General features: G+C 64.1%; 19 protein-coding genes. 11 read left to right on the forward strand and 8 right to left on the reverse strand.

What is annotated here, in order from left to right:
- Window positions 1-73 precede the first annotated feature (73 nt).
- From ENHY17A_RS03885 to trmB, 3 genes are all read left to right on the forward strand, one after another.
- A complete protein-coding gene (locus ENHY17A_RS03885; RefSeq protein WP_159710254.1) occupies window positions 74-328 on the forward strand; it encodes a hypothetical protein in 255 nt (84 codons plus the stop codon).
- Between the two features lie 86 nt (window positions 329-414).
- Window positions 415-912 carry a hypothetical protein gene (locus ENHY17A_RS03890; RefSeq protein WP_159710256.1) on the forward strand — a complete coding sequence of 166 codons (498 nt, stop codon included), beginning with the start codon at window positions 415-417 and terminating at the stop codon, window positions 910-912.
- Between the two features lie 35 nt (window positions 913-947).
- Window positions 948-1628, forward strand: a complete 681-nt coding sequence (trmB, locus tag ENHY17A_RS03895; RefSeq protein WP_159710258.1) for a tRNA (guanosine(46)-N7)-methyltransferase TrmB — start codon at window positions 948-950, stop codon at window positions 1626-1628.
- Between the two features lie 161 nt (window positions 1629-1789).
- Here trmB and ENHY17A_RS03900 read toward each other — a convergent pair whose 3' ends face one another.
- Window positions 1790-2890 carry a GNAT family N-acetyltransferase gene (locus ENHY17A_RS03900; protein WP_159710260.1) on the reverse strand — a complete coding sequence of 367 codons (1101 nt, stop codon included), beginning with the start codon at window positions 2888-2890 and terminating at the stop codon, window positions 1790-1792.
- 112 nt (window positions 2891-3002) lie between these two features.
- Between ENHY17A_RS03900 and ENHY17A_RS03905 the strand changes: the two genes are divergently transcribed.
- Both ENHY17A_RS03905 and ENHY17A_RS03910 read left to right on the forward strand, forming a co-directional pair.
- Window positions 3003-3467, forward strand: a complete 465-nt coding sequence (locus ENHY17A_RS03905) for a DUF2721 domain-containing protein (protein ID WP_443018285.1) — start codon at window positions 3003-3005, stop codon at window positions 3465-3467.
- Window positions 3464-3883: a DUF4345 domain-containing protein gene (locus ENHY17A_RS03910; protein ID WP_159710262.1), complete on the forward strand. Its 420-nt coding sequence runs from the start codon at window positions 3464-3466 to the stop codon at window positions 3881-3883. Before ENHY17A_RS03905 ends, ENHY17A_RS03910 begins: the two co-directional genes overlap by 4 nt.
- Before the next feature lie 100 nt (window positions 3884-3983).
- Here the strand turns inward: ENHY17A_RS03910 and ENHY17A_RS03915 are convergent, their stop codons facing one another.
- Window positions 3984-5579: an amidase gene (locus ENHY17A_RS03915; protein WP_159710264.1), complete on the reverse strand. Its 1596-nt coding sequence runs from the start codon at window positions 5577-5579 to the stop codon at window positions 3984-3986.
- Window positions 5580-6038: 459 nt separating this feature from the next.
- Here ENHY17A_RS03915 and ENHY17A_RS03920 point away from each other — a divergent pair, with 459 nt between their 5' ends.
- Genes ENHY17A_RS03920 through ENHY17A_RS03945 form a run of 6 tightly spaced genes read left to right on the forward strand, consistent with a single transcriptional unit; the run spans window position 6039 to window position 9979 of the window.
- On the forward strand, window positions 6039-7970 hold the full coding sequence (locus ENHY17A_RS03920) for a ribonucleoside-diphosphate reductase subunit alpha (RefSeq protein WP_159710266.1): 1932 nt from the start codon (window positions 6039-6041) through the stop codon (window positions 7968-7970).
- On the forward strand, window positions 7961-8155 hold the full coding sequence (locus ENHY17A_RS03925) for a hypothetical protein (protein WP_159710268.1): 195 nt from the start codon (window positions 7961-7963) through the stop codon (window positions 8153-8155). The genes ENHY17A_RS03920 and ENHY17A_RS03925 overlap by 10 nt, the downstream gene beginning before the upstream one ends.
- 3 nt (window positions 8156-8158) lie before the next feature.
- Window positions 8159-8500, forward strand: a complete 342-nt coding sequence (locus ENHY17A_RS03930) for a hypothetical protein (protein ID WP_159710270.1) — start codon at window positions 8159-8161, stop codon at window positions 8498-8500.
- The gene (locus ENHY17A_RS03935; RefSeq protein ID WP_159710272.1) at window positions 8497-8712 is read left to right on the forward strand and encodes a hypothetical protein; all 216 of its coding nucleotides are present in this window, start codon (window positions 8497-8499) and stop codon (window positions 8710-8712) included. The genes ENHY17A_RS03930 and ENHY17A_RS03935 overlap by 4 nt, the downstream gene beginning before the upstream one ends.
- A complete protein-coding gene (locus tag ENHY17A_RS03940) occupies window positions 8709-8888 on the forward strand; it encodes a hypothetical protein (RefSeq protein WP_159710274.1) in 180 nt (59 codons plus the stop codon). The genes ENHY17A_RS03935 and ENHY17A_RS03940 overlap by 4 nt, the downstream gene beginning before the upstream one ends.
- 32 nt (window positions 8889-8920) lie before the next feature.
- On the forward strand, window positions 8921-9979 hold the full coding sequence (locus tag ENHY17A_RS03945) for a ribonucleotide-diphosphate reductase subunit beta (RefSeq protein WP_159710276.1): 1059 nt from the start codon (window positions 8921-8923) through the stop codon (window positions 9977-9979).
- Between the two features lie 550 nt (window positions 9980-10529).
- Here the strand turns inward: ENHY17A_RS03945 and ENHY17A_RS03950 are convergent.
- The 6 genes from ENHY17A_RS03950 to ENHY17A_RS03975 form a co-directional block, all read right to left on the reverse strand.
- Window positions 10530-10880 (reverse strand): GIY-YIG nuclease family protein, encoded by a 351-nt coding sequence (locus ENHY17A_RS03950; protein ID WP_159710278.1) that lies wholly within the window; start codon window positions 10878-10880, stop codon window positions 10530-10532.
- Window positions 10881-11174: 294 nt separating this feature from the next.
- On the reverse strand, window positions 11175-11810 hold the full coding sequence (locus tag ENHY17A_RS03955; protein ID WP_236547736.1) for a thermonuclease family protein: 636 nt from the start codon (window positions 11808-11810) through the stop codon (window positions 11175-11177).
- Between the two features lie 286 nt (window positions 11811-12096).
- Window positions 12097-12990 (reverse strand): PEP-CTERM sorting domain-containing protein, encoded by an 894-nt coding sequence (locus ENHY17A_RS03960; RefSeq protein ID WP_159710280.1) that lies wholly within the window; start codon window positions 12988-12990, stop codon window positions 12097-12099.
- Window positions 12990-15050, reverse strand: coding sequence for a S9 family peptidase (locus tag ENHY17A_RS03965; RefSeq protein WP_159710282.1), 2061 nt, complete (start codon window positions 15048-15050; stop codon window positions 12990-12992). The genes ENHY17A_RS03960 and ENHY17A_RS03965 overlap by 1 nt, the downstream gene beginning before the upstream one ends.
- 451 nt (window positions 15051-15501) lie before the next feature.
- The gene (locus ENHY17A_RS03970) at window positions 15502-16317 is read right to left on the reverse strand and encodes a hypothetical protein (RefSeq protein WP_236547737.1); all 816 of its coding nucleotides are present in this window, start codon (window positions 16315-16317) and stop codon (window positions 15502-15504) included.
- A 116-nt stretch (window positions 16318-16433) separates the two neighbouring features.
- The gene (locus ENHY17A_RS03975) at window positions 16434-16769 is read right to left on the reverse strand and encodes a tetratricopeptide repeat protein (RefSeq protein ID WP_236547738.1); all 336 of its coding nucleotides are present in this window, start codon (window positions 16767-16769) and stop codon (window positions 16434-16436) included.
- Window positions 16770-16923: the final 154 nt, after the last annotated feature.

The raw sequence follows: 16923 nt of genomic DNA on the forward strand, positions 1-16923 counted from the left end.
CGATGGCGATCAACGACTTGTGCGTGTCATAACCCCGTGCGACGCTGTTCGGATCGTCGTTGGGAGATTGCCGATGCGCCTTGCCATGATCGCGGGCGTGGCCCTGCTCGCCACCCCGGTCGCAGCACGCGCACAGACCGCACAGGAAGCACCGCTGGTCGCCGCCGCGCAGGCGCGCGGACAGTTGATGTTTGCTTATGATCGCGCCGCCTGGATCGGGACCGATGCGTTTCTGAAACAGGTGAAGGATCCCGCAAGCCGCGTCGCCGGTTATCAAGCCGCGTCGCCGGTTATATCGTCGACGGCCCCGCGGCATCCCCGCGGCTGACCTTTTACGACAAGGACGCCGCCAATCCGCAAGCCGTCTATGTCGCGCGGTTCGAACGCGGCAAGCTGATCGAGGAACGATTACTCGTGAGTGGCGACGACCGCACGCTCGATGCCACCCAGCGGCGGATGATCGACGCACGCGCCCGCGCCATCGCTTATATCGTCCGCGAAGGGGCAAAGCCTTGCGCGCCCAAAAGCTTCAACAGCGTCGTCATCCCGCCCGCGACCGCCGATGCGCCGATCGACGTTTATCTACTAACGCCGCAGACCACCGCAGAGAAATTGCCCTTTGGAGGCCATTACCGCGTCACCGTCGCACCCGACGGCAGCGCCGCGTCGCGCGCCTTCACCAGAAGCTGCATCGAGCTTCCGCGCACACCGCCTGTCGATCCGCAAGGACGCAAGCCGGTCGGTGCATTCTTCAATCATATCATGGACCCGGTCCCGACCGAACTGCACGTCTTTTCCTCGCTCTACATGCAAACGCCATTGATGGTCGCGACGCAACGGCCTGCGGCGCGTGTATGGCCGATCGTACAAGGCCGCATCCTTCCGCCCGCCAACGAATCGCGCGACAGGTGACGTAGGCGACACGGCGCGCTAGAGCGCGCGCCATCATGAACGATCCGACCACCATCCGCCGCCTCTATGGACGACGACAAGGCCATAAACTGCGCACCGGTCAGGCAGCGCTGGTCGAGGAACTGCTGCCGCAACTCGAAGTGCCGGAGACCGGCTCGATCGACGCGACGCTGCTGTTCGGAGACGACCGTCCACTGGAATTCGAAATCGGTTTTGGCAGCGGCGAGCATCTCGCAGGGCAAGCCGAGGCGCGTCCCGACCACGGCTTCATCGGCTGCGAACCATTCATCAACGGCGTGGTCGGCGCACTGACCCATGTCCGCGACCGCGACCTGACCAATGTCCGCATCCATATGGGCGACGCGCTGGAAGTGCTCGAACGCTTTCCCGATGCGAGCCTCAGCCGCGTCTATCTGCTCCACCCCGATCCCTGGCCCAAGGCGCGGCATGCAAAGCGCCGGATGATGAATCATGGTCCGATGGATCTGATCGCCGCCAAGCTGAAACCGGGCTGCGAGTTCCGGCTGGGCACCGACGACCCCACCTATTGCCGCTGGTCGATGATGGTGATGGACCAGCGCCGCGATTTCGAATGGCAGGCGGGCGGCGCGCAGGATTTTCTGACCCGCCCCGACGACTGGCCCCAGACGCGGTACGAACGCAAGGCGCGGCGCAAGGGGCACGAGGTCTGGTATTTCCGCTACGTGCGGGTCTGATCTTTTTCGAGCCTGACGCGCCCACGAGCCTGACGCGCCCAAAAGCCTTCCCAGTGCTACTGCGCAAGCAGGAGCGCTGGCCGCCAGAGGTTCGCGAGCAAGCCAGGACTCCTGCTTTCGCAGAAGCACGGATCGTTCGAACGACAACCCTACTAACATTGCTACCGAGCGGCACCATTCCCGCTGCGCGACCACGCCCATCCAATCACCGACGCCACATAGGCCGTAATTCCCGGCCGCACGAACAACCAGTCGCGAATTGCCGGGCCGTCTTCCGCCCCGATCGTGCGTTTGTAACCGCTGTCGCCCGCGCCCCAATCGACGCGGGTGATGCCGTCTTCGATCGCGCGAACCAGATTGCGGTAATAGAGAAGTTTCCCCGGAGAATGCTTTCCGAACGCGGGAAGGTAGCTGTTGGCGATGGCGTATTTGAGGACGCCTGCGTTCAAATCGAACGAGAATGCGGCGGGCTTGCCGTCGACGCGTAGCACCGCTGCCCACATCGCGTCGGCGATGACCGGATCGATCGACGCCAGCCGCCAGAAGCGGCCATGCGCGTCGCTGGCGAATTTGGCATCGCTGCCATCGGTGCGGTCGCCGATCCAGCTACCGTGTTCGATGTCCGAAAGTGCTTCGAACGCCGGCTCGTCCCATGCCTTGCCCTGTACGAAGCGCCAATCGAGCGCGCCGTGTTCGCCCAGATGCTTTTCGTGAAAGCGGTTCTTGCGCAGCGTCGAATTGCGGGGCCATGTGCCCTCGGCACGCAACGCCTCCATGTCGAGCAGGAAGCTTTCGGCGACGAAGCGCGGCAGGGCGCGCCACCCGTGCCGTTCGGCGGCAGCGCGAAGCCCCGCCAGCGCAGGGTCGTCGTCATAGACCGGACCCATCCGCACGACCCGCACATCGCGTCCCGCCGCGTCCAGCAGCGCGTCGAACGATGCCGGATCGGCGTCCCCCGCCACCGGAAAGCTGCGAAACGGCCAATAGCTGCCCGCGACCTGCACCATGCCTAGGGACTGCGGCCCGACCGTCACGACAGGCAAGGCGATGACAGGCACGCCCGCGCGTTCGACCACCCAGGTCCGCGCACGGCCGCCATAGGCCTGGAGCGCGGCGGCGAACCACGCATGGCGCAGGAACCGGTGCGTCGGCACACCGCATTCGGCCACCGCGTCGATCGCGCTGGACAGCCCTTCGCAGGACAGCACCGCATGTCGGGATGCGAGGGTGGCGTGGTCGCCGACGACGATGGGTGCGTTCATCACCCGACGCCTCTACCCCGCAATGCGTTACCAACCGGTGGAAATCGCGAGCCGACCGGCATGGTGCGCATCAAGCCGCTTGCAGCGCACGATGCCCAAGCGCCATAGTTGCATGATGGAATTTTCCCCCGGCATCTCCACCGTCGCCGCGACGATCCAGTCCGCGATCGCGCCCGTGTTCCTGCTGGCGGGGATCGGTGCGATCCTGAACGTGCTGGCCGGACGGCTGGCGCGAATCATCGATCGGGCGCGCACGCTGGAAAAACTGCATCCCAGCTCGACGGGACCGGAACATGACCGCCATGTCTGGGAGCTCAGACTGCTCGACCGGCGGATCTCGGTCATCAACGCGGCGCTGGCGCTGTGCGTGATGAGCGCGGTGGCGATCTGCATGGTCGTCGCCCTGTTGTTCGTCGGCACGCTGACCGACCTGTCGATCGGCCGGATCGTCGCGGTCGCGTTCATCCTGTCGATGCTGGTGCTGACGATCGGCCTGATCCTGTTCCTGATCGAGGTTCAGATGTCGCTGAAAGCGATCCATGTCCGCGCCGAATTGCTGGAGCGCGACCGCAAGTGACACTGTCGGTCGAACGCCGGTTGCTCCAAGCCGTGATCGCCGCGACCTGCACCGTCTCGCTTTCGGCCTCGATCACGTCGATCCTCGATGGACCGGGATGGCTGATGGCCGACGGAGATGTCGCGACCGATCTCGACAGCCATTTTCGTTACCTCTCGGGCCTGCTGCTCGCCATCGCGATCGGCTTTCTGAGTTGCATGCGCGGGATCGAGCAAAAGGGGCCAAGGCTGCGGCTGTTGGCGCTGATCGTCGTCGTTGGTGGCCTGTCACGCGCTTACAGTGCGGGCGTTGTGGGGATGCCGTCGTTCGGCCATCTCGGCGGCCTGACGATCGAACTGGTCATCGTGCCCATTGTCACCGCATGGCAATGGTCCTTCGCGCGGCGGGCGAACCGGGAAGCGGCTGCGCTGCTTTAACGACCTTCTCCCCGTTCGTTTCGAGCGAAGTCGAGAAACGTGGTCATGGCGCGCGCAAGCGTTTCTCGACTTCGCTCGAAACGAACGGGTTGGGGAAGTATTAGCGCACCCCTTCCAACCCCGCGCCCGCCTCCACGCTCGGCAGATAGCGCGGTGGCTGGCGCAACATGCCCGCGCGTTCGAACACATGCCCTGCGCGCAGCAGCAACCCGTCGCTATGCGCGGGGCCAATGAACGAAATCCCGACCGGCAGCCCGTCGACCAGTCCCATCGGCACGGTCAGGTGCGGATAGCCCGATACCGCCGCCAATCGGCTGGCGCTCGGCCCTCCGAAATTGTCGCCATGCACCGGGTCGCTGAGCCAGGCCGGACCGTTGGACGGCGCGACATAAAATGACGCGTTCGCGGTCTTCAGGATCGCGTCGATCCCCTCCGGCCCCGCCTGTCGCCGCGCCTTGGCCAGTGCCGTTTTGTATGCCGGATCGTCCAACCCCTTGGTGTCTTGCGCCATCGCAAAGATTTCCTGCCCGAAATAAGGCATCTCGCGCGGGGCTTCACGCATGTTGAAAGCCATCACATCGCCCAGCGTACGCGTCTTCACCGAAGCTGGCGTCGTCGCGAGATAGGTGTTGAGGTCGGTCTTCAATTCGGTCAGCAGCACCGCGAATTCGGCATCGCCCAATCCGGGCAAGGCGGGCATTTTCGCGTCAACAAGCACCGCACCTTGCGCCTTCAACACGGCAAGCGCGTTGTCGTAGCGCGCCTCGATCTCGTCCGACATCTCGGGGCGCAGGACCGCAATCCGCACGCCCTTGAGCGACGCGGTCGATAGCCCGGTCGCATAGTCGCGCTGGTGGCGATCGGCGTTCTTGGTCGCCGCATCCGCAGGATCGCTTCCGATCATCGCGGAAAACAGTGCCGCGACATCGGCGACGCTGCGCCCCATCGGTCCGGCAATGTCCTGGCTGTGGCTGATCGGCACGATGTGCGTGCGGCTGATCAGGCCCACGGTCGGCTTCAATCCGACCAGCCCATTAATCGCGGCGGGACAGGTGATCGATCCGTCGGTCTCGGTCCCGACGCCGACCGCAGCAAAGCTCGCCGCGATCGCAGCCCCCGTCCCCGACGATGATCCGCACGCCGATCGATCGAAGGCATAGGGATTCTTTACCAGCCCGCCGACCGCGCTCCATCCGCTCATCGATTGCGTCGAGCGGATATTGGCCCATTCGCTGAGATTGGTCTTGCCCAGGATCACCGCACCCGCCGCCCGCAGCCGCGCCACCACCGGTGCGTCGCGGCGGGTGACGTTCGCTGACAGCGCCAAACTCCCCGCCGTCGTCGGCAGACCACCGCGGGTTTCGATATTGTCCTTCACCACCACCGGTACGCCGTGCAGCGGCCCGCGAACGCGCCCGGCGCGACGTTCAGCGTCCATCGCGCGCGCTTCGGCCATCGCCCCGGGCTCGACCGCGATTATCGCGCGCAGGCTCGGTCCGTTGCGGTCCATTGATTCGATCCGCGCCAGATAGGCAGCGGTGATTGCCTCGCTCGACGCCTCGCCACGAGTCATCATCGCCTGCAAGTCGGCAACCGACCGCTCTTCCACTGCGACGCTGCGCGCCTGCACCACCGGCGGTTCGCCCGATGAAGGACCATTTGCCGCCGCCAGGGCCGCCAACCAGTGCCAGATCATTCCCGTCTCCCCCGTAATCCTCCCAAGGCTAGGCGCGCGGATACCCGCAACACAAGCGGTTGTGGTCGCTGGTGCATTCGGGACTCATCCACCCAAATAAATTTTGCGTTCGATTCCTGTTCGCTTGCGTTTTTGGGAACCCCCATTCGACCGCGCGTCGCGGCCCTTTGCCCCCATGGGCGAGACGGCAAAGCGAGCCATTTCATCGACGAACCGTCTGATGAACGAAAGATTTACGGGGTTGCGTCGAAAGCCGTTTGGGCACAATCTCTAGTGGTCACGACGGGGGACAAGCGCTAGCACTGGTATGCCAGCCACGCGATACCATATCGCTTGGTGGCCTGCCTTGCGCCCTTTCGACGGCTGCGGACCTGATTTGTTCTGTGGCCTCCGCCCCGGTCGGAATGCTATCACTGGGGCTTGTCCCCGAGTCGAACGAATTGAGAACGGGGGCCAGTCATGGATTTCAGGGAAACGCAGGATGATCGCGTGAACGATACCGCCACCCAAACCGCAGAAGCGGACACCACCCACAATGCCCGTGCGCCCAAGCGCGAAGGCAATGTTCGTACCGTCGACAGCAAGTCGGTGACGCCGTCGCCCTATCCGGTCGAGGTCGATCACAGCCGCGATGCGCTGCTGACCGAATTCGGCAAGGATACGCTGAAGGACCGCTATCTGCTGCCCGGCGAATCGTTTCAGGATCTGTTCGTGCGTGTGGCGTCGGCCTATGCCGATGACGGCGAGCACGCCCAGCGCCTGTACGATTACATCTCGAAACTGTGGTTCATGCCCGCGACGCCGGTGCTGTCGAACGGCGGCACGGGACGCGGCCTGCCGATTTCCTGCTACCTCAATTCGGTTCCCGATAGCCTTGAGGGCATCGTCGAGACCTGGAACGAGAATGTCTGGCTCGCCTCGCGCGGCGGCGGCATCGGCACCTATTGGGGCGCGGTGCGCGGCATCGGCGAGCCGGTCGGCCTCAACGGCAAGACCAGCGGCATCATCCCGTTCGTCCGCGTCATGGATTCGCTGACGCTCGCGATCAGCCAGGGCTCGCTGCGTCGCGGCTCGGCCGCCTGCTATCTCGACGTCAGCCACCCGGAAATCGAGGAATTTCTCGAAATCCGCAAACCATCGGGCGACTTCAACCGCAAGGCACTCAACCTCCACCACGGCGTCCTCATACCCGACGAATTCATGGAATGCGTCCGCGCCGGCGGCGAATGGACGCTGCGTTCGCCCAAGGACGGGTCGGAACGCGGCAAGGTCGATGCGCGGGCGCTGTTCCAGAAACTGGTCGAAACCCGCCTCGCCACCGGCGAGCCGTACATCGTGTTCAGCGACCATGTGAACTCGACGATGCCCAAGCATCACCGCGATCTGGGGCTGAAGGTTTCGACCTCCAACCTGTGCTCGGAAATCACGCTCCCGACGGGCCGCGACCATCTGGGCAATGATCGCACCGCGGTCTGCTGCCTGTCATCGCTCAACCTGGAAACCTGGGACGAATGGAACGGCGACAAGCGCTTTATCGAGGACGTGATGCGCTTCCTCGACAATGTGCTGACCGACTATATCGAGCGCGCGCCGGATGAGATGGCCCGCGCGCGCTATTCGGCGGAACGTGAACGCTCGGTCGGGCTGGGCGTCATGGGCTTCCACAGCTTCCTCCAGGCGCGCGGCCTGCCGATGGAAGGCGCGATGGCCAAGTCGTGGAACCTGCGCATGTTCAAACACATCAGCGGTCAGGCGAACGAAGCGTCGATGGCGCTGGCGGTCGAGCGCGGGCCTTGCCCCGACGCGGCCGAAATGGGCGTGATGGAGCGGTTCAGCTGCAAGATGGCGATCGCGCCCACCGCGTCGATCTCGATCATCTGTGGCGGCACGTCGGCGTGCATCGAACCGATCCCGGCCAACATCTACACGCACAAGACGCTGTCGGGTTCGTGGTCGGTCAAGAACCCGTATCTGGAAAAGCTGCTCAACGAAAAGTCCAAGAATTCGGACAATGTCTGGAACACGATTCTGGAAAAGGGCGGCAGCGTCCAGCATCTCGACTTCCTGAGCCAGGAAGAAAAGGACGTGTTCAAGACGTCGTTCGAACTCGACCAGCGCTGGCTGCTGGAGTTGGCGGGCGATCGCGCGCCGTTCATCGATCAGGCACAGTCGCTGAACCTGTTTATCCCCGCCGATGTCGACAAATGGGACTTGCTGATGCTCCATTTCCGCGCGTGGGAACTGGGCATCAAATCGCTCTATTATCTGCGCTCAAAATCGGTGCAGCGCGCAGGCTTTGCAGGCGGTGTGGAAGCCGACAACACGTCCGAACTCGCCAAGTTCGATCTGGGCGAAAGCACCGATTACGACGAGTGTTTGGCATGTCAGTAATCGAAGGCCCCTTCATCGCGGCGAGCGGCACCGATCCGCTGGTCGAGGCAGGCCCGACGCTGACCGCGGACGAACTCGCAACGCTGGCGACGCGCGCACTCAAGCGTCCGGAATCGATCAGCGCCGACGAGATCCGCGTCCTTGCCGCCTCGGTTCTGACCGAGGCGACGGGACAGGCAGCGTAAGTCATGCGTGTCGCGGCTGCCTCTCGCATCGGTGTCGTCGTGGCGTTGGCCGCGACGCTTTCCGCGTGCGCGTCGCAGGTCGCATCGGGGGTCGAACCCGCTGCCCCCGGTTTCTTCTGGGGCGTGTGGCACGGCTTCATCTTCCCCGTCGCCTGGGGGCTGTCGCTGTTCCTGCCCGACGTCGCGCTCTACGCCGTTCCCAATAATGGCGGCTGGTATGATTTCGGCTATTTCGTCGGCATCATGTTTCTGGGCGTCGGCGCGCGCGGCAGCCGGATCGTGTACCGCACCCGCATCATCGACCGCCCCGCCAAGCGCGGCACCGTGATCGAGAATCTACGATGACCCGCGCTCTGGCCATTCAGGCAGGCGTCGGCGCGCTGATCGGCGCGATCGGGCTGGTGCTGCTCGCGCGTCCCGCGCTTGCCCGCCGTCCACTTGGGATCGCCGATGGGCGCGAGGCGAACTATGCGATCCGTCTGGCCGCGCTGATGCTGGCCATGCTCGGCATAATGATTGCCGCCTTCACTTTGATCTTCGCAAGGGCCAGCGCATGAAGACCACGCTCACCGCGCTGACCGTCATCGCCTTCGTCGTCGCGATCGCGTGCCTGTTCCTGTCCCGCAACGGCGCCTCAAAGGCACCGCGCCTGATGGCGATCTGTGCGGGGCTCGCCATTGCCACGGGGCTGGTGCTCGGCACCTTCGCCCTCGTCGCCGAACCCACCATTTAGTCCGCCATTCAGCCCGTATAGGAGCGCGTTCCATGTCCCTCACCGAAGCCCGCAAGACCTACAAGCCTTTCGAATATCCCTGGGCCTATGAATTCTGGAAGCGCCAGCAGCAAATCCACTGGATGCCGGAGGAAGTGCCGCTGGGTGAGGATTGCCGCGACTGGGCACAGAAGCTGACCGATCACGAGCGCAACCTGCTGACCCAGATCTTCCGCTTCTTCACCCAGGCCGATATCGAGGTGCAGGATTGCTACCACGAGAAATACGGGCGTGTGTTCAAGCCGGTCGAGGTCAAGATGATGCTCGCCGCGTTTTCGAACATGGAAACCGTCCACATCGCCGCCTACAGCCACCTGCTCGACACGATCGGCATGCCGGAAAGCGAATACGGCATGTTCCTTGAATATGCCGAGATGAAGGACAAGCACGACTATCTGCAGAATTTCGGGGTCGATACCGATGAGGATATCGCCAAGACGCTGGCGATGTTCGGCGGCTTCACCGAAGGGCTGCAATTGTTCGCCAGCTTCGCGATGCTGATGAACTTCCCGCGCTTCAACAAGATGAAGGGCATGGGCCAGATCGTGTCGTGGAGCGTGCGCGACGAAAGCCTCCACTGCGAAGGCATCATCCGCCTCTACCATGCCTTCACCAAGGAGCGCGATTGCCTGACCAAATCGGTCAAGAGCGACATCATGGACATGTGCCAGACGACGGTGCGGCTGGAGGATGCGTTCATCGATCTGGCGTTCGAACAGGGCCCGGTGACTGGCATGACGCCCAAGGAAATCAAGAAGTACATCCGCTACATTGCCGACTGGCGGCTGGGGCAGCTCGGCCTGAAGCCTATCTACATGATCGACGAACACCCCCTCCCCTGGCTCGCCCCGCTGCTCAACGGCGTCGAACACGCCAACTTCTTCGAACAGCGCGCGACCGAATATTCGAAGGGCGCGACGCGGGGGAATTGGAACGAGGTGTGGGACAGCTTCGACAAGCGCCAGAAGGCGAAGGTTGTCGCGCCTGCGAACGAGGACGCGGACGGCGGCGAGGGGGATATGTTCTCGCGGGCCGGGGTGGCTGCGGAATAAACAAGCCTGAGCGAAATTTAGAGATTCGGGGAGGTCTAGACCTCCCCGGAAACCCGCCAAGGGAAGCGCTGCAACGCTCCCAAAGCATCGGATCAACCAATCGCGTCAACTGCGAGCACGAGCTAGGAGAATCCCAATGTGGCAAACCGTCTTATTAGCTTGAACAGTTTGCCGTGAGTCGGTGCCAAGGCATCGGCTCACGGCTCCTGGTTATGTGGAAATTTCCAACATGTCAAAAGGAGCTAATCACCATGGCTAAGACACCTACACCGCGAGATAGCGGCAAAAGGCCATCGTCGATCGCAGGGCGAGTTCTCGCCGGCCACAAACCAACCCCTCGTGAAACAAGGGTTCTGGCGGGATCGGTACTGTCCCAGAACCAGAAGAAATAAAATTCTGGAATTGTAGCCTGGGAGTGGGCGGGCGCATTAGGCACCCGCCCATTCTATTTGCAGCAAAAGCGCAACATCAGTCCATGATCTAGACAGATTCGTATCACACGCACGGGATAGATCGGTTCGGCTGGGTTTAGGAGCGGTACGAAACCCCGTCACCCCGGCCTTGTGCCGGGGTCCACGTCGCCACACCGCGCTGGCGTCAACGGCTCCAGCCCCAGCCCCTCCGCAAGATCATTCCACGCCGGATTGTCGCGCTCGATCAGGTTGCGTTTCCACTCCCGGCGATAGCGTTTGACCTGCTTCTCGCGCGCGATCGCCGCTTCCATTGTGGCGGCAATTTCGAACCAGACCAGCCAGTGAACGGCGTAGCGTTTAGTAAAGCCGCCATGGTTTCCGTCGCGATGCTGGACTACGCGCGCGATCAGGTCCGATGTCACGCCGACATAGAGCGTGCCGTTAAAGCCACTGGCGAGCATGTAGACGCAGGGGACGCGTTCTCTCATCACCGTTTGATGTGCCGCGCGGTGGACCCCGGCACAAGGCCGGGGTGACGTAGCTGCGTGGTATCCGCCGCCCCGACGCCCGTCCGGAAAAGCGGCGCAATTTCCGCTGTCCTACACCGTTTTACGTTGCTTAGATCCTTCCTGCCGACGGGCAGGATGCGGGGAGCCATGACAGCGGCGTCAAGGCGTGGGGAAACGGCACCCAACTCCGCATAGTCCACACGCCTCCCGCGACCTCCGCATTGGACTAACTTTCGACTAACTTTCCAAACGCCGTCCGGGCCGGACCAGGCCTCAGCACCACCCCCGCCGCCCCGCGCCATACCAGCGCGCGACGCCCGCGCCGACCATCGCCTCGCCCACCGACTCGCCGCCGCGGGTGACGCGGCGCAGTTTGCGGCCATAGCGGTCTTCGTCGCGGTCGATGCTCTCCAGCGCGAATGGGCCGGCGTTGAGCTGGACGATCAGCGCATCGGTCGCCCGCGCGCCCAGTCGCGCTTCGGACGCGCATTTCGGGCTCGAGATTTCAGGAGCATTCAGATCGGCGATGCGGATCTTCTCTCCGTCCATCCAAAAAGTATCGCCGTCGACGACGCAATTGACGCGAACCGGGCCGGAGCAGCGGTCGAACCGCGCATGGGCGACATCGCCTGCCCCTGCCCCTGCTTCCGCGGCCGCGCCGGGCACGGCCAGCCCGATTTCCGCCGCGCCTTCCGCAAGCGCGCGGCCTCTCAGCCACTTGTCGGGCACCGCGGCGATGCTCAGCCCCGCCAATATCCCACCCAGCACCACCAGCCGCAGTTCGCCCCAACTGACCGGCATACTCCCGGCGCCCCGGATCATGCGCCAGCCGCGCGCACGGCCGCGCCCGTGATCGCCGTCATTCGCCGCATGCCAGCCGCGACGGTGGGTGGATCGTTTTCGTGCCATCGCCCCGAACCTAACCGCCAGAGCATGACCAAGATGTTGACGCCGCACGGCTGCGACCGGTGCCGACTCGTTCCGGCGCATCACGGCACCCGTTCGGCGTGTCGCGCGTGCCGGACCGTGCCCGCTCTGCAACTTGCGCGCGGTCCGACGATTGGTGAGGTTCACGGATCGGGCGGTCGGTCGTTCCCCCCTGCGGCCCGTCCATACGGACCCGATCCCTCGACAGGCGCGCGGCTTGCCCCCTTGGCCGCGCGCCTTTTCGTATTTCGAGAGGGTGGTTGCGGGGTTAGCCTGTTAGGCCCAGCGTTTCCGCCGCGATCCGTTGCAGCGCCGCAGCCTGATCCTGCGACAACCCGATTTCCTCCGCCGCCGCTTCGCCGCGACCCAGGGTGCGCGGATCGATGCCGGTAATCTGGCCAAAGATGGTCAGCGCTTGCAGATACGAACCCGCTGCACTGGCGTGGTAATGGTCGTAACTCCACAGGTCGATCTGGCCGTAACTGGTTCCGTCATAGGGATTGGGATCGGCGACGCCGGCCTCCATCGCGCGCGTCCAGGCCTCGCCCACCGGGATGACGCCATCGACCGCCGGACTGGAAGCGGCGACGCGGTCGGCGGCAACGCGCAGGTCGCTGGCCATGCTGCCCACGGGCTTGCCCCGCCACGGGCCGTCGGCGCGATAGATCTGGTCGGCGCGCGACCAGCTTGCCATCAGATACAGGTCCACCGCCGGATTATGCTTGGCGAACAGTGCCGCCATGTCGCGCACGGCGGTGCCATAGCCGCTCGCGTCGCCGGGACGCTGAGGGTCGAGCGTGCTATATTCCTGAAGCACCGCCACGTCCCACGGCTTGGCGAACCGGTCGCCGCGCTCGCGCAGATGCTGGGCCAGCGTCCAGCCGCCATGGGTGTGCATCGCGATCCGCCAGTTCAGCCGCTTTTGTCCTGCAAAGCGTGCGAACAGCGCCGGGATGCCGCCGATACGGTCGCCGTTCAGATGCGTCACGCTGTCGGTGCGATAGCGCAGCACCGCGGAATTGGCGCCCTCGGTAAAGCTGTTGCCGATGAACAGGATGGTGCGCGGGGCCTCGGCCTGCGCGGCCGGCACCGGCGGCGTCTGCGCCGCAACCGGAGCCGCGAACGTACCCAGCAGCGCGGCGGCGAGGACAAGCGCGCGCATCAGTTCGCGACTCCCAATTGCCACATCACGAACGCCATTTCCTCGGCCGATTCCTTCAACCCCGTCCAGCGCCCCGATTTGCCGCCGTGCCCCGCGCCCATATTGGTTTTGAGCACCAGCACATTGTCGTCGGTCTTCATCGCGCGCAGCTTGGCGGCGTATTTGGCGGGCTCCCAATAGGTGACGCGCGGATCGTTCAGCCCGCCCGAGATGAACATCGGCGGATAGGCCTGGGCGCGAATATTGTCATAGGGCGAATAGCCGCGGATCAGCTCGAACGCCGCTGCATCGGTGATCGGATTGCCCCATTCGGGCCATTCGCCCGGCGTCAGCGGCAATTTGTCGTCCATCATCGTATTGAGCACATCGACGAACGGCACGTCGGCAACGACCACCGCCCACAGATCGGGATCGGAATTGACGACCGCGCCCATCAACTCGCCGCCCGCCGACCGCCCGGCAATCGCGATCTGGCCCGCCGAGGTATAACTGCGCTCGATCAGCCCCTTCGCCACATCGACGAAATCGTTGAAGGTGTTGGCGCGCTTGGTCAGTTTGCCGTCGAGATACCATTGCTGGCCCAGATCGTCGCCACCGCGGATATGCGCGATGGCAAAGGCGACGCCGCGATCGAGGAACGACATGCGGCTGGTCGAAAAGCCCGGCGGGATCGCATAGCCATACGCGCCGTAGGAATAGAGATAGAGTTTGCCCGACCCATCGCGCGGGAAGTCCGCGGGATAAACGATCGAACACGGCACTTCCGTCCCGTCACGCGCGGTGATCGACAGGCGTTCGGTGGCGTAGCGGGTGGGATCGTAACCGCTGGGGATTTCCTGAACCTTCAGCACCTCGAGCCGCCCGTCGCTCAGGTGATAGTCGTACACCGTCCCCGGCGTGACCATCGATTCATAGCCCAGCCGCAGCCGGTCGACCGAATATTCGGGGTTGTCGCCGAGCGACGCGACATAGCTTTCCTCGGCAAACTCGATCTGTTTCGGTGCGCCGCCCGCATAATCGTGCAGCCAGATCTGATCGAGCCCGGCCTTGCGCCCCTCAATCACGAACAGTTCCTTGAAGGTCGCGACACCGGTCATGTAAAAATCGGGCGAGGCCGCGATCAGTTCGGACCATTCGCCCGGCGCGTCCACGCTCGCGGTCGCGAGCCGGAAATTGGGGTGGGTGTCGTTGGTGTGGATGAAGAGCGTCCCGTCATGCTCCTCCACGTCATATTCGCGGCCTTCCTGGCGCGCGGCGACCAGGATCGGATCGGCGGTGGGGTCGTCTGCAGGGATCAGCCGCACTTCGCTGGTGACGTGATCGCCCGATGAGATCACCAGGAACCGCCTCGAATGCGTCTCGCTGACGCCGACGCGGAAGCCTTCGTCGTCTTCGTGGTACAGCTTCACATCGTCAGCGACGGGCGTCCCCATGACGTGCAGCCACGCATTGTCGGTGCGCCACTGATCGTTGGCGAGGCAGTAGAGGAAGCGTTTCGAGTCCGACGCCCAGACGATCGCCGACAACATGCCGGGTATTACATCGGGCAGGTCTTCGCCGGTGCGCAGATCCTTGACCCGAACCTCGAACCGTTCGGCCCCGCTGTCATCGACCGCATAGGCAAGCAAGTTGCCGTCCGGGCTGACCGAGAACGCGCCGAGCGAGAAATATTCCTTGCCCTCAGCGAGCGCGACTTCGTCGAGGATCAGTTGATCGTCGCCGCCACCCACAGGCTTACGCCACCATTTGCGATATTCGCCGCCGGTCTCGTACGCGGTCCAGTAAATCCAGTCGCCGTCGCGCTGTGGAACGGTGGACTCGTCCTCCTTGATCCGCCCACGCATCTCCTCGAACAGCCGGTCGACCAGTGGCTGGTGCGGCCTCATCACGGCTTCGTAATAGGTGTTCTCAGCCTCGAGATAGGCGAGCACGTCCTTGTCCTCGATATTGGGATAACCGGCATCTTTCAGCCACGCATAATCGTCGGATACGGTTTGGCCGTGTGCGGTGAAGCTGGAGGAGCGGACGGCGGCGATGGGGGGCGTGGGGAGATCGTTCATGGCCGCCCGACTAGACCAACCAGCGGGAAATCGGAACTACCGACAGGCGAACGAACCTGAACAAGTTGACAAGGTTGACACGATCGCACGTTTTCGCGGGCGCGGCGACGGTGACGCGCCGCTGCCGCGACACGAGTCGGTTGTGCGATTGCGAAACGGGTGGTGTGGGGCGCCATCGCTGAGGGTTAGATCAGAGGAAATCCTACATTTCCAGCCGGGGTCTGGGATTGGTCGTCGTAGAGACAGACCGACAGCCCCACCCACTCTGTCACCCCGGCCGACGTGCCGGGGTCCACCGGGCGGCAGCCGAACCGCTCGAAAGTTCGACGGAGCGCAAGCGGCTTAGTGGACCCCGGAACAAGTCCGGGGTGACGAAGTGATTGGGGTGGGCCGCGAACTCGATATGGCCACCCGAGCGGAAAGCCATTGCCGACAACGGGGGGCCAAGAGGCTATTCCCGCCGCAGATCGTAATCGATCCTGATCCGCACCCATTCGCCGACTTGCGATCGTCCGCCGATCTGGGGGGGGCGGACGCGGAATTGCCAGGCGGCGGCCAACACGGCGCGGGCGATGTTCGACCCCTGCGGCGATTCGCCGACCGCGACGCAATCCTCGACGCGGAAATCGGCGACCGTGCGGCACGCGATCAGCCCCCAGCCGGGGCCGCGCGCCGTTGACAGGAAGCCGCTGAGTTCGTCCGGGTACGGGCGACGATACCAGGAGGCGGCGTAGAGCGGCTCGCCATTGGGGCCGCTACCCTCGACCCGTTCGCTATCGCCCGCGCGCCCGCGCCCATTGCCGACCGGGCCGTACGTCGGTGCTGGCGGACCTGCGCGGGCAGCAGACGGCGCGGTGCGCGGGGTGCGGACCACATTGTCGGCGGACGCCATCTGTTCGCGTGTCAGCTCGATCCACGGCAGCGCAGCCGGCGGGGTTTCGGGTGGCGTATCGATCCGCTCGGGTGGCGGTTCGACGACTTCGACGGGTGGTGTGCTGAGCGTCTCGGCAGGAGCCGGCTCGCTCGCAGGCTCCTCGGCGGCGGCTTCCGGTGCGGGTGCGGGGGTGTCGTCCGGGCTCACGTTGAACGTCGCCAGGCTTTCGCCGACCTTATCCACGAACGGGATCGTCGGCGCGACCTTCAGCAACAACAGGACGACCAGCGCCTGGATGGCGATCGTCAGCGCCAGCGCAATCGGACGCCGCTCGCCACCGGGACGGTAACGCCCCGGTTTCAGATCATCATTGTCGATAACGGCTTGGGACAAACGACCTCAGACCCGGCAATGGCGGGTCGGGATGACACCACGCCCCACGCGAACAATGCCCGCGTTAGGCAGTCATTGCGTCGAAACCATGTCGCAGCGCAACCCGCTCGCGGGGATCAGCGCCCCAGTTGCGCCAGCCCGACTTCGGCGATCCGATGCGATCCGGCGACGCGGTCGGCCGATTGCGCCATGCGAACCTCGTCGATCGACAGCACGCGTTCGTAAAGCGCGCGTGCTTCGTCGGGGCGCTGCGTCATCGCATAGACCGCCGCCAAGTTGAGCAACACTTCGGGACGGTCGGCCGATACGCGCGCTTCGCGCTTCAACTGGCGTTCGGCGGCAGCGTAATCGCCGCGCTCGATGGCGCTATGCGCGAAACGATCGCTTCGTTCCTGCGCCGTAGCGGTCATGGGGAGCGCCAGCATCGCGCCTGCGATCAACAGAGTCTTCATCGCCCTCTCCTGCATCAAGTCATCTTCGCGACTGTTTGGTTACAGTTCGATGACATCATCATGTCACTTTCGTTGCATTCCCGCAAGAATCTTTGCCGTGCGCGCAGGCGCGGTTGCTTCGATGGAAATTGGCCGTCCGACGGGCTACATTGGC

The organism is Sphingomonas sp. AX6 (assembly GCF_902506605.1).
Classification (GTDB): domain Bacteria; phylum Pseudomonadota; class Alphaproteobacteria; order Sphingomonadales; family Sphingomonadaceae; genus Sphingomonas.